Source organism: Amphibiibacter pelophylacis (assembly GCF_037688875.1).
In the GTDB taxonomy this organism is placed as follows: domain Bacteria; phylum Pseudomonadota; class Gammaproteobacteria; order Burkholderiales; family Burkholderiaceae_C; genus Amphibiibacter; species Amphibiibacter pelophylacis.
The window spans coordinates 90,564-103,669 of record NZ_JAWDIE010000004.1; the positions used below are offsets into that span (position 1 = coordinate 90,564).

7 protein-coding genes are annotated in these 13,106 nt (G+C 67.0%); 6 read left to right on the top strand and 1 reads right to left on the bottom strand.

Going from position 1 to position 13,106, the window contains the following annotated elements:
* Nucleotides 1-21: 21 nt before the first annotated feature.
* Nucleotides 22-4,992, bottom strand: a complete 4,971-nt coding sequence (locus tag RV045_RS03655; RefSeq protein ID WP_423234411.1) for an EAL domain-containing protein — start codon at nt 4,990-4,992, stop codon at nt 22-24.
* A 356-nt stretch (nt 4,993-5,348) separates the two neighbouring features.
* Here RV045_RS03655 and rpsO point away from each other — a divergent pair, with 356 nt between their 5' ends.
* From rpsO to flhF, 6 genes are all read left to right on the top strand, one after another.
* The gene (rpsO, locus tag RV045_RS03660; protein ID WP_423234412.1) at nt 5,349-5,618 is read left to right on the top strand and encodes a 30S ribosomal protein S15; all 270 of its coding nucleotides are present in this window, start codon (nt 5,349-5,351) and stop codon (nt 5,616-5,618) included.
* A 240-nt stretch (nt 5,619-5,858) separates the two neighbouring features.
* Nucleotides 5,859-8,039, top strand: a complete 2,181-nt coding sequence (pnp, locus tag RV045_RS03665) for a polyribonucleotide nucleotidyltransferase (RefSeq protein ID WP_423234413.1) — start codon at nt 5,859-5,861, stop codon at nt 8,037-8,039.
* Nucleotides 8,040-8,058: 19 nt separating this feature from the next.
* Nucleotides 8,059-8,859: a triose-phosphate isomerase gene (gene tpiA / locus RV045_RS03670; RefSeq protein ID WP_423234414.1), complete on the top strand. Its 801-nt coding sequence runs from the start codon at nt 8,059-8,061 to the stop codon at nt 8,857-8,859.
* 7 nt (nt 8,860-8,866) lie between these two features.
* Nucleotides 8,867-9,310 (top strand): preprotein translocase subunit SecG, encoded by a 444-nt coding sequence (secG, locus tag RV045_RS03675; RefSeq protein ID WP_423234415.1) that lies wholly within the window; start codon nt 8,867-8,869, stop codon nt 9,308-9,310.
* Nucleotides 9,311-9,563: 253 nt separating this feature from the next.
* On the top strand, nt 9,564-11,315 hold the full coding sequence (locus RV045_RS03680) for a polyhydroxyalkanoate depolymerase (RefSeq protein ID WP_423234416.1): 1,752 nt from the start codon (nt 9,564-9,566) through the stop codon (nt 11,313-11,315).
* 189 nt (nt 11,316-11,504) lie between these two features.
* A complete protein-coding gene (gene flhF, locus RV045_RS03685) occupies nt 11,505-13,103 on the top strand; it encodes a flagellar biosynthesis GTPase FlhF (RefSeq protein ID WP_423234417.1) in 1,599 nt (532 codons plus the stop codon).
* The last annotated feature ends 3 nt before the right edge of the window (nt 13,104-13,106 follow it).

The window sequence follows — 13,106 nt, forward strand, 5'->3', positions numbered from 1 at the left end:
GCAGGGTTTCAAAAAAAGCGCTCAGGCGGGCTGGGCGATGGGTTCGGGCCGCCCGGTCAGGAAGCCCTGGGCAAAATCACAGCCCAGGCGTTTGAGCAGCGCCAGCTGCTCCTGGGTCTCCACGCCTTCGGCCACCACTTTCAGGCCCAGCTCGCGGGCCATGGCGATGATGGCGGCCACCAGCGTCTGGTCGGGCTGCTCGCTGTCGATCTGCTGGATGAAGCTGCTGTCGATTTTCAGGATATTGATCGGCAGCAGGCGCAGTTGCGCCAGGCTGGAATAGCCCGTGCCGAAATCATCCAGCGCGATATTGACTTTCATGCGGCGCAGCCGCGTCAGCGTCTGTTTGACCAGCTCGGTGTCTTCCAGCAGCATGGATTCGGTGATTTCCAGCGTCAGATACCCTTGCGGAATATCATAGGTTTCCAGCAGCGATTCGACATACTCGGCCAGGCCCGGCTGGCGGATCTGCACGGGCGAGAGGTTGACGCTCACGCCCGCCATGGCCCCCGGCGCACCGGGGCGGCCGTCGCGGCTGCGACGGAACTGCTCGCAGGCCTGCTGCAGCACCCATTTGCCCAGGCTGTGGATCAGGCCGATGTCCTCGGCCACCGGGATAAACCGTGCCGGTTCAACCGCCCCGATGAAGCGGTGGTGCCAGCGCAGCAGCGCCTCCATGCGCGGCGGCTGGTCGCCCTGCAGGTCGATGATGGGCTGGTAGTAGACCTCGAAATCGGCAAAACCCGCGTCCTGGCGCAGGCCGGTTTCCAGCGTCAGGCGCTCGCTGGACTGCGATTCCAGGCTTTCCTCGTAGAAACTGAACTGGCTGCGGCCCAGGCTCTTGGCGTTGTACATGGCGCTGTCGGCGCGGCGGATCAGCGTGGCCTCGTCGCTGGCGTGCTCGGGGAAAAGCGCCACGCCGATGCTGGCGCTGGTGTAAATCACCTGATGATCGAGCTCGACCGGGCGCGACAGCACCTGCAGCAGCTTCTGGCAGACGTGGCGCACGTCGTCGGCGGTCTCGACGCCTTCGAGCAGGATGGTGAACTCGTCGCCGCCCAGCCGCGCAACCAGATCGGTGTCGCGCAGCTCGGCGCAGATGCGTCGCGCCAGGTGGCAGAGCATCTCGTCGCCGATGTGGTGGCCCAGCGTGTCGTTGATGGTCTTGAAGCGGTCCAGATCAATGAACAGCAGCGCCATCGTCGCCGAATTGCGCCGCGCCCGGCGCATGGCGCTGGTCAGGTATTCGCCAAACAGCCGGCGGTTGGGCAGCCCGGTCAGGCCGTCGTAATAGGCCATTTTGGAGAGGTGGGTCTGCGTCTCCTTGAGGCGACTGATGTCGCTGGCCAGCGCCACCCAGTGCAGCAGCTCGCCCGATTCGTCCATCACGGCGGAAATGCCCGTCCACATCGGCAGCACGCGGCCGCTGGCGGTTAGGACCGACAGCTCGCCGCGCCAGTTGCGCTCCTTGATGGCGCTGCTGATCACGCGGCGGGTGATCTGGCGGCTGAACTGCGGCTCCAGCAGCGCCATGACCATCTTGCCCGTGAGCGCACCGCTGGCGTAGCCCAGCAGGCGCTCGGCCGGCAGGTTGGCCATCAGGACCTCGCCCGTGCCAGAGAACACCAGAATGGCGTCGTTGGAATTGTCAAACACCGTGGACGCCAGGCGCAGGCGGTCATTCAGGCGGCGCTGCTCGGTCATGTCCACGTGCAGCACGACGACGCCGCCGTGCTCGCGGTGCATGGGCGACATGCGCACCATCATCCAGCGCGTCTGGCCGCCCATGTGCACGGCGCAGTCCTGCTGGACGACCTCGCCCGCCCCGGCGCGGGCCAGCGCTGCGAGCAGATCCTGTCCGGGCGGGCCTTCGGCAGCGAGCTGGTAGACATCGCCAATGCCGTGGCCCTGGGGCGGCCTGTCCTTGATTGTGTCCGTGCCCGCACTGCGGTCCAGCTGCGCGACAAAGCGGGTCCAGGCCTCGTTGAAATGGGTGATGAACCCGTCGCGGCTAACCACCACCACCGGATCCACCAGCGCGTCCAGCGTGTTCTGGAACATCAGCGCCTGGCTGCGCAGGCTGCGCTCGGCCGATTTCATGCCCGAAATATCGGTCAGCTGCGTGACGGTGGCGAAAATTTCATCGCTTTCGCCGCGCACCGGGTAGCGCGCCGCCAGATACTCGCCGCGCGCACCGGGCAACTGCAGCACCTCTTCACGCTCGATGGCCTGGCCGCTTTCCAGCATGTCCAGCTCCGGGTCGCGCAGCGCGCGCGCCAGCGTCATGGGCAGCAGCTCGAAATCGGTGCGGCCCAGCGATTTCTGGTCGTCGGTCGGCAGGTTCAGGGCCTCGAGGTAGCGCCGGTTGGCATAAAGCAGCCGCCCCTGCTGGTCCTTGACGGCAATCAGGTTGGTCGAGCTGTTGATGACCTCGTGAAGCTGCGCGCGTGCCAGGCGCAGCTTGGCCTCGGTGTCGATCACCAGCGTCTGGTCGATCAGCGTCAGCACCGCGCCGCGGATCGTGCCCGCTGGCGCGCCCTCAACGTAGGGCGTGATGCGCATGATGTAGTGGCGCTCGCCGCGCGTGCACACCGATTCGTGCAGCGCGGCGTTTTCCATCGCCCACTGCAGCTTGACCATCAGGTCCGGCCAGGTGCTGAGCAGCGAGGTGTGCTCGATGGCGATGCGGCGCACTTCGCCCAGGCCAAACATCTGGCGGGCGATCTGGTTCCAGCGCATCAGCTGGTGCTGGGTGTCCAGCACGATCACCGGGAAGTCGATGCTGGCCAGGACGTTGCCCAGCTCCTGGTTGAGCTCGCCCAGCTCGTGGGTCTTGACCGACAGCTCCTCGTTGACCGTGGTCAGCTCTTCGTTGCTGGACTGCAGCTCCTCGTTGCTGGCCTCGAGTTCCTCGTTGCTGGCCTGCATTTCCTCGTTGGCGGCCTGCATTTCCTCGTTGACAGCCTGCAGCTCTTCGTTCGAGGTCTCCAGTTCTTCGACCACCGTCTGCAGGCTTTCCTGCGCGGCGGCGAGATCGTCCTCCAGGCGGCGCACCGTGGATTCGTCCACCACGGACACCACCGCGCTCGCATCCGGCGCGGGCGCCTCGGCGGGCGGCGCGGTGTCGGGCGCCGCAACGGTTTCCAGGCAGACCAGCAGCGTCATCGGGTCTTTGGTGACCACGTGCACGGCCAGGCGCACCAGCGCCACCGAGCCATCCTGCAGCTGCACGCGGCGCGGCGGGCTGCGGCGCAGGTCGGGGTCGGATTCGATCTGGCGCAGCAGGCGCTGCAGCTCCAGCCGCAACTCACGCGGCAGCATGCCCAGCAGGTTGAGCGAGGCCTTGCCGCTGGACAGCGTCAGGAAGCGGCCGACATCGCCTTGCAGGCGCAGCACATCCATGCTGCGCGACACCAGGATGCTGGGGGGCGCATACAGGCGGTTGAGCGTCTCCCCCACCTGGGCCTCGATGGACTGCGGGCGGGGCGTCTGCGCCAGCCGGACAATGGAGCTGACCAGGTTGTTGCCAACTTCCGGCGTGGCCGGATCGCCCACGCGGCTGACCTTGCGGAACAGCTTGGCCTTTTTCTGCGCCACATCAAACAATGCCCCCTGGCGCGCGATGCTTTCCGATTTGCCCAGCAGCAGCAGGCCGCCCGGCATGAGCGAGAGGTGAAACAGCTTGAGCACCTTCTCCTGCAGCTCGGCGTTGAAGTAAATCAGCAGGTTGCGGCAGCTGACCAGGTCCAGCCGCATGAAAGGCGGATCCTGCACCACGTCCTGGCGGGCGAAAACCACCATGTCGCGGATCTGCTTGCGCACCTGCAGGCTGTCGCCCTGGCGGATGAAATAGCGGTGCAGCAGCTCGGCCGGGATGGTCTTGGCGGACGAGACCGGATAGATGCCCCGGCGCGCCACTTCCAGGGCGCTCTGGTCGATGTCGGTGGCAAAAATGCGCGCGCCGATGTCCGACAGGCGCTGCCCGAAGGCCTCGCACAGCAGGATGGCGATGGTGTAGACCTCCTCGCCCGTGGCGCAGCCGGGCACCCAGATGCGCAACTCCTCGCCAGCCGGGCGCGTGCCCACCCAGGTGGCGAACTCGTGCGCCAGCGCCTCGAAGACGTCGGGGTCGCGAAAGAACGAGGTCACCGAGATCAGCAGATCCTGGCACAGCAGATCCAGCTCGTCGGGGTGGCCTTCGATGTACTCCAGATAGGCCTCCAGCGAAGCGCAGCGCGTGGCCGCCAGCCGCCGCTCGATGCGGCGCAGCAGCGTGTTTTCCTTGTAATGCTGGAAATCGACCCGCGTCTTGCGTTTGACCAGCGTCAGCAGCGTCTTGAGGTTGGCAGGCGGCATCACCGCCATGCGCGCCACCGACTGTTCGCCGCTGAGCACCAGCTGGCTGACTTCGCGGGCAATGTCCTCGGGCGGCAGGATGCGCGACACGCAGCCCGCGTCGATCGCCGCCGTGGGCATACCGGGGTATTTGGCCGTGTCGGGCTGCTGCGCAAACGTCATCCCACCCGAGGCCTTGATCGCCAGCATGCCGGTCGTGCCGTCCGAGCCCGTGCCCGACAGGATGACGCCGATGGCGTTCTCGCCATAGGCTTCAGCCAGGCTGGCGAACAGCACGTTGACCGAGGGCTTGGGCACGACGTGGGCGTCGGGCTCCTGCAGCAGCAGGCGGTCGCCGCCCACGGTGACGTTGCGGTTGGCCGGGGTGACGTAAATGATGCCGGGCTGCAGCGGCTCCTGATGGACGATCTCGCGCACCAGCAGCGAGGTCTTGCGGCCCAGCAGCTGCGCCAGCATGCTCTGGTGCGTGGGCGACAGGTGCTGCACCACCACCAGGCTGGCCGGAAAATGCGGCGGCAGCGCGCTGATCAGCTGGGTCAGGGCTTCGAGCCCGCCCGCCGAAGAGCCCACGCCGATCACTGCCGGATAAGTCTGCACCACCGCAGGGGCGGCCGACGGCCGGGATTTCGAACTCAAGATGCTTCTCCTGTGCCCCGGGGGACGTCGTGGAGACTGAAAAGTCAATCGGCGCCAGCCCGGATCCACGTCTCCAGACTGGGTACAGCCGCTATACGTCTGGCATTAAGCCAGACGACGCTGTGTTATTGCTGACCATTTTAGCGAATGAAGTGCCGCCCGCCCTGCTGCGACATTTGCTCTCCCCACAGGGCGCGCTCTGATCTATAATGCGCGTTTTGGCGAAGTGCAAGCGACGCCGGAAAACCCGCACGGCGCCCCTCTTTCAGGGCGACCGCAAGTCCAACGCCCGGCTGGCGCGCAGCGATTTCACCGACGTGCTGTCCAGTTTCACCGGGTTACACCGAAAGTCAAGAATGTCCTTTACCCCCGAAACCATTGCCGCCATCGTCAAAGAACACGGCCGCGCCGCCAACGACACCGGTTCGACCGAAGTCCAGGTTGCCCTGCTGACCGCGCGCATCAACTACCTGACGCCCCACTTCAAGCAGCACCTGAAAGACCACCACGGCCGCCGCGGCCTGCTGAAAATGGTCAACTCGCGCAAGAGCCTGCTGGCTTACCTCAAGCGCACCGACGCTGACCGCTACACCGCGCTGATCCAGAAACTGGGCCTGCGCAAGTAAGTGTCCCCGCAGCGGCCCCTGCCCCGCCACGCAGCGCTGCTGCGCCGGGTGGGTCCGCTCCCCGAGCCTGCCACCCCTGCGGTGACCAGGCTTTTTTTTCGCATCCAACGTCCCGACCGCCTCCCGCATGGGTACCCCCCGTGTCATTCCGGCAGATTCCTGGCTGCGCGCCAATCTGCCGCAATGGCATAGGCTCACGCGCAGCCTAGGGACACCCCCACTGATTGCAAGGAAACCGCTATGAGCATATTTAACAAAATCACCAAAACCTTCGAATGGGGCGGCCGCAGCGTCACCCTGGAAACCGGCGAAATCGCCCGCCAGGCCTCCGGCGCCGTGCTGGCCTCCTGCGATGACACCGTCGTGCTGGCCACCGTGGTCGGTGCCAAATCGGCCAAGCCCGGGCAGGATTTCTTCCCGCTCACGGTCGATTACATCGAGAAAACCTACGCCGCGGGCAAGATTCCCGGCAGCTTCTTCAAGCGCGAAGGCCGCCCCAGCGAGCTGGAAATCCTGACCAGCCGCCTGATCGACCGCCCCATCCGCCCGCTGTTCCCCGAAGGCTTCCTGAACGAAGTCCAGGTCGTGGTGCACGTGCTGTCGCTCAACCCCGAAGTGTCGGCGGACATCCTGTCGCTGATCGCCACCAGCGCCGCGCTGGCCGTGTCCGGCCTGCCCTTCAACGGCCCGATCGGCGCTGCGCGCGTCGGCTACATCGGTGGCCAGTACGTGCTCAACCCCGGCCCGACCGACCTGGCCCGCTCTGACCTGGACCTGGTCGTCGCCGGCACCGAAGCGGCCGTGCTGATGGTCGAATCCGAAGCCAAACAGCTCAGCGAAGAAACCATGCTGGGCGCCGTGGTCTACGGCCACCAGCAGGGCAACATCGCCATCAACGCCATCCACGAGCTGGTGCGCGAAGCGGGCAAGCCGCTGTGGACCGAATCCGGCCTGTGGGCCCCGGAAGCCCGCGACGAAGCGCTGATCGCCAGCGTCAAGGCCGTGGCCGAAACGCCGCTGCGCGCCGCCTACCAGATCCGCAGCAAGCAGGCCCGCACCCAGGCGTGCCGCACCGCTTACGCTGACATCCGGGCGCAACTGGCGGCCAACGGCACCGACATCGATTCCAGCAAGCTCGACAGCCTGCTGTTTGACATCGAAGCCGCCATCGTGCGCGGCCAGATCCTGTCGGGCGAGCCGCGCATTGACGGCCGCGACACGCGCACCGTGCGTCCCATCGAGATCCGTTCGGGCGTGCTGCCGCGCGTGCACGGCTCGGCGCTGTTCACCCGGGGCGAAACCCAGGCGCTGGTCGCCACCACGCTGGGCACCGAGCGCGATTCGCAGACCATCGACGCGCTGGCCGGCGAGTTCCACGACCGCTTCATGCTGCACTACAACATGCCTCCGTTCGCCACCGGCGAAACCGGCCGTGTCGGCAGCCCCAAGCGCCGCGAAATCGGCCACGGCCGTCTGGCCAAGCGCGCACTGATGGCCGTGCTGCCCAGCAAGGAAGAGTTTCCTTACTCGCTGCGCGTGGTCTCCGAGATCACCGAATCCAACGGCTCGTCCAGCATGGCCTCGGTCTGCGGCGGCTGCCTCTCGCTGATGGACGCGGGCGTGCCGCTGAAGGCGCACGTCGCCGGGATCGCCATGGGCCTGATCAAGGACGGCAACAAGTTCGCCGTGCTGACCGACATCCTGGGCGATGAAGATCACCTGGGCGACATGGATTTCAAGGTCGCCGGTTCGCAGGACGGCATCACCGCGCTGCAGATGGACATCAAAATCCAGGGCATCACCGCCGAGATCATGCAGGTCGCCCTGGCGCAGGCCAAGGAAGCGCGCCTGCACATCCTGGGCAAGATGCAGGACGCCATGAGCGGCTCGCGCGAAGACATCTCGCAGTTCGCGCCGCGCATGTACACCATGAAAATCAACCCCGAGAAGATCCGTGACGTGATCGGCAAGGGCGGCGCCACCATCCGCGCGCTGACCGAAGAAACCGGCACGCAGATCAACATCGAGGAAGACGGCACCATCACCATCGCCTCGACCGATGGCGACATGGCCGAACTGGCCAAGAAGCGCATCACCGAGATCACCGCCGAAGCCGAAGTGGGCAAAATCTACGAAGGCCCGGTCGTCAAGGTGCTGGATTTCGGCGCCCTGATCAACATCCTGCCCGGCAAGGACGGCCTGCTGCACATCAGCCAGATCGCCCACCAGCGCGTCGAGAAGGTCACCGACTTCGTCACCGAAGGCCAGATCGTCCGCGTGAAGGTGCTGGAAACCGACGAAAAAGGCCGCATCAAGCTGTCGATGAAGGCCCTGATCGACCGCGACGCCCCGATGCAGCCCGCTGCACCGGCCGCTCCTGTCGCGGCGGTGGCCCCGTCTGCCCCGGGCGCTGCGCAGTAAACCCTTCGAGGACCACGACATGGCAACCGCAGCCCCCTCAACCCCTGCAGCGCCGCGCCGCAAGTGCCTGCTGGGCAACTGGAAAATGAACGCCAGCCTGGACGGCAACGCCGCCCTGCTGGCTGCCGTCGGCCAGTCGCTGGCGGGCCTGGACCAGCGCGTCCAGTGGGGCGTGGCGGTGCCTGCGCCTTATCTGGCGCAGGTGCGCGGCCTGCTGGACGGCACGCCCGGCTGGCTGGGCGCGCAGGACTGCTCGGCCCACGAGGCCGGGGCCTACACCGGCGAGACCAGCGCGGCCATGCTGCGCGAGTTCGGCTGCCGCTTCACCCTGGTGGGGCACTCCGAGCGGCGCAGCCTGCACGGTGAGACCTCGGCCACGGTGGCCATCAAGGCGCGTCAGGCGCTGGCGCTGGGGCTGACCCCGGTCGTCTGCGTCGGCGAAACCCTGGCTGAGCGCGAAGCCGGTCAGACCTTTGACGTGGTCAAGAAGCAGCTGTCGGTGGTCATCCACGAGGTCGGCCACTGCGTGGGCGAACTCATCGTGGCTTACGAACCCGTCTGGGCCATCGGCACGGGGCTTGCGGCAACCGCCCAGCAGGCGCAGGAGGTCCACGCGGCCCTGCGCGCCCAGCTGGCTGTGGCCACACCCCGGGCGGCCCAGATGCTGCTGCTGTACGGCGGCAGCATGAAACCTTCCAACGCCGCCGAACTGCTGTCCCAACCGGACATCGACGGCGGACTGATCGGCGGGGCGTCCCTGGTGGCGCCCGATTTCGCGGCCCTGTGCCAGGCAGCCGCCTCGGCCCTGGCGCCGCAGTGAGGACTTTATGAGCAGTATCTGGATCAATGTGCTGGTGGTGGTGCAGATTGTGGCGGCGCTCGCCATGATCGGCCTTGTGCTGGTGCAGCGTGGCAAAGGCGCCGACATGGGCGTCTCGTTTGGCAGCGGGGCTTCCGGCAGCCTGTTTGGCGCCACGGGCAGCGCCAACTTCCTGTCGCGTTCCACCGCCGTGTGCGCAGTGGTGTTTTTCGCCAGCACCGTGGGCCTGGTGTCGCTGAATGGCCGCCAGCCTGGCGGCCCGGCGGCCGGCCAGTCCATCCTGCAGCAGGCTCCGGCCCAGCCCGCAGCGCCTGCAGCGGACACCGGACCGGTCATCCCGACGGCGCCTTCCGCTCCGGCTGCGGCTGAATCACCCGCTGCACCCGCAGCCCCTGCGGCTGACGCGACGGCCAAAGACGCCAGCCCCGACAAGGCCCCGGCCAAGCCCTGAACCGGCTTGACCTGGCGCCCAGCGGCCGGAACTGCCTTGCGCAGTCCCGGCCGCTTTTTCATGGGCGCTGTGTCAGAAATACGACGCAAACAGCAGAACTGGCCCGGTTCTGCGCTTTTTCCAGGACTTACCCGAAGGCCGGGGCGGCTGAAAATGTTCTGTAAGGACGATATGTCACTGTATTTTCCATTCGATTGCTGCAGTGCACAATCTGCGCTACAGTTCCTGCCATCGTTCTTTTGCGGAAGTCCCCATGCTGTACCACCTGTTTGAATCCCAGCGCGCCATACTCGCCCCGTTTGCCGAGCTGGCGCAGGCCTCGTCCAAGCTGCTCACCCACCCGCTCTCGCCCCTGTCGATGACGATGGCCGCACCCCGGATGGCGGCGGCTTTCCAGGTCCTCAACCGCGTCGCCAAGGATTACGTCAAACCGCGCTTTGAGATCACCGAAGTCCACGCCGCCGGCCGCGATGTGGCCGTGTTCGAAAAACTCGCGCTCGAAAAGCCCTTCTGCCGCCTGCTGCACTTCCAGCGCCTGAGCGAGGACGTCCAGACCCTGCAGGCGCTCAAGACCCAGCCGCGCGTGCTGATCGTGGCGCCGCTGTCGGGCCACCACTCGACGCTGCTGCGCGACACGGTGCGCACCATGCTGCGCGATCACGATGTCTACATCACCGACTGGGTCGATGCACGCATGGTGCCGCTGGACAGTGGTCCCTTCTCGCTGGACGATTACGTGCACTACATCCAGGAGTTCATCCGCTTCCTGGGCGCCGACCAGATTCACGTCATGTCGGTCTGCCAGCCCACCGTGCCCGTGCTGGCCGCCGTGTCACTGATGGCCTCGAGTGGCGAAGCCACGCCGCGCTCGATGATCATGATGGGCGGCCCGATCGACGCCCGCCACACGCCCACAGCCGTCAACGATCTGGCCGTGGGAAAGAGCATCGAGTGGTTCGAGAACAACGTCATCCACAGCGTGCCGCAGAACTTCCCCGGCGCCGGACGCCGCGTCTACCCCGGATTCCTGCAGCACACCGGCTTTGTGGCGATGAACCCCAATCGTCACCTGACCTCGCACTACGATTACTTCAAGGATCTGGTGCGCGGCGACGAAAGCAGCGCCGAGAGCCACCGCAAGTTCTACGACGAATACAACGCCGTGCTGGATCTGCCGGCCGAGTTCTATCTGGACACCATCCGCGTCGTTTTCCAGGATTTCGACCTGGTCAACAAGCGCTGGAAGGTCGCGGGCCAGCTGGTCCGCCCGCAGGACATCACGCGCACCGCGCTGCTGACCGTCGAGGGCGAACTGGACGACATCGCCGGTCCCGGCCAGACCCACGCTGCGCACGATCTGTGCGAAGGCATGGCGGCGAAGAACAAGCAGCGCTACGACGTGATGGGCGCGGGCCACTACGGGATTTTCTCCGGCCGCCGCTGGCGCGAGCATGTTTACCCCGTCATCACCGACTTTATCGCGGGCCTGCAGCCCAAGGCGGCACCGGCCGCGACTGTGGCCCCTGCCACCGAGGCGGCTCCAAAAGCTGCGGCCAAACCGGTCGTCAAAGCAGCTCCTGCCCCGGTCACTGCCGCTGCAGCCGCGGCCCTGGCCCCGGCCAAGGCCGTGGTGAAAAAGGCGCCCACGATCGCAGCACCGAAAGTGACCGCGCCCAAAGCAGCAGCGCCCAAAATCGCAGCACCCAAATCAGCAGTCGTGAAACCCGCTGAAGCCAAGGTCGCGCCAAAGGCCGCACCAGCGCCTGCCCTGACCCCGGCAGAACCCAAGGCCGTCGCCCAACCGGTCGTACCGCCTGCTGCCCAAACCGTCGCCAAAGCAGCCCCTGCTACCGTGGCCCCGGCGCCCGCCCAGGCCGCTGCTCCGGTGGATCTGGTGAGCGCTGCGCAGGCGGCTGAGCCGGTAGCCGTGAAGCCGCAGGTGGCTCAACCTGTCGCGGCCCAAACCGCCGCAAAGCCGTCCGCTGCGCCGAAAAAACCCGCGTAAAGCGCAAGCCCTCAGCGACAGCCCGCCCAAGGTTCAGGCCTTCGGCGGGCTTTTTCATGGGCCTCAAGCTGCAGACAAAAAGACCGAAAACCCTCGCCTCATCGCCTGACTGCGCCGCATCGACCTCACGCACACTGTTTCCAGTACCCCGGGTCCGTCGTCCCGGGACAGCAGTCCGGTGAGGAAACCATGTCGATCAAACGCTTTATTGCCCGCACGTCGCGCGATGCGCTGAAACTGGTCCGTGAAGAGCTGGGCGAAGACGCCGTCATCATGGCCACGCAGCCCTGCCCGCAGGGCGTGGAGCTGGTCGCCATGAGCGCGGAATCTGCGCAGGAATGGCACAGCCGCTGGGCCAGCGCCCCAGCCATTTCGGCCAGCACCGCGCCCGCCGCCCCGGTTCAGACCGTCGAAGCCGCCCCGGCCGATGACGGCATGAGCACGCTCTCCTTCCAGGACTATGTGCGCGAGCGCATGCTGCGCCGCCGCGCTGCGCAAGCCAAGGCCGCCCAGGAAGAGGCGCAGACTCGCGCCCGTGCCCAGGACCAGGCCCGCTACGCCCCGGCCGCGACCCAGGCGGCGCCCCTGCGCACTGTGGACGACCCCGCTTTCCCCGCTGCGGCCGCCGAGCTGGTGGCCGCGCTGGCCGCAGCCGAAGCGCAGGTGCAGGCGCAGGCGCCGCTGCAGAATCCCCTCCAGGCTGCCGCTCCTGTGCAACGCCCCGCCGCCAAACCCGCGCCGCAGCCTGCCGCAGCACGCACCTTCAGTGCGGCCAGCGAAATCCCGCCCGCGCAGCCCGCGTTTTCGGCCGCTGCCGCCGACGCCAGCCCGCAGGCGCAGCGCGCCGTGATGCGCGAGCTGGGCTCGATGAAACAGCTCATCGAAGACCGCTTTGAGACCCTGGCCTTCCTGGAGCGCCTGCGCTGCCAGCCGCACCAGGGCGAATTCACCCGCCGCATGATGGAGCGCGGCTTCTCCAGCCCGCTGGTGCGTGCCATGGTCGAGGCCATGCCCGCCGATCTGGACAGCGACAGCGTGGACCGCTGGGCCAGCGCCCAGCTGCTGCAGCACCTGCTGACCGGCTGGGACGACGCCCCACTGGAGGACGATGGCGGCATCTACGCCATGATAGGCAGCACTGGCGTGGGCAAGACCACGACCACGGCCAAGCTGGCCGCCGCCTTCGCCATGAAGCACGGCACCGCCGGGCTGGGCCTGATCACCCTGGACGCCTACCGCCTGGGCGCGCAGGAGCAATTGCGCGCCTACGGCCGCATCCTGGGCGTTCCGGTGCACACGGCGCACGACAGATCGTCTCTGGAAGATCTGCTGACGCTGCTGTCGGGCAAGCGCATGGTGCTGATCGACACGGCCGGCATGGCCCAGCGCGATCACCGCACCCGCGAGCTGCTGGACATGGTCACCCGCCCCGACATCCGCCACGTGCTGGTGCTCAACGCCTCGGCGCAGGGCGACACACTGGAAGATGTCACCGTGGCCTACAGCGGCCACAGCTGCCACGGCGTGATCCTGTCCAAGGTGGACGAAACGCTCAAGCTCGGCCCGGCGCTGGACGTGGCGCTGCGCCACCGCCTGCGCGTGGTCGGCGTGGCCAACGGCCAGCGCGTGCCCGAGGACTGGCACCGCCTGTCGCCGCAGGCGCTGGTTCAGCGCGCCATGAGCACCGTCAGCGCTCCCGCCTTCCGCTTTGGCGAGCGCGACGCCACCATCGCCTTCATGCCACCCCCGGCCCGTCAGGGACGCCCCGGCGTGGCCCTGCACGGCTGAGGT

Coding starts and splice junctions, on each gene's coding strand:
- rpsO (WP_423234412.1), top strand. CDS start 5,349: ATGTCCTTTACCCCCGAAACCATTGCCGCCATCGTCAAAGAACACGGC.
- pnp (WP_423234413.1), top strand. CDS start 5,859: ATGAGCATATTTAACAAAATCACCAAAACCTTCGAATGGGGCGGCCGC.
- tpiA (WP_423234414.1), top strand. CDS start 8,059: ATGGCAACCGCAGCCCCCTCAACCCCTGCAGCGCCGCGCCGCAAGTGC.
- secG (WP_423234415.1), top strand. CDS start 8,867: ATGAGCAGTATCTGGATCAATGTGCTGGTGGTGGTGCAGATTGTGGCG.
- RV045_RS03680 (WP_423234416.1), top strand. CDS start 9,564: ATGCTGTACCACCTGTTTGAATCCCAGCGCGCCATACTCGCCCCGTTT.
- flhF (WP_423234417.1), top strand. CDS start 11,505: ATGTCGATCAAACGCTTTATTGCCCGCACGTCGCGCGATGCGCTGAAA.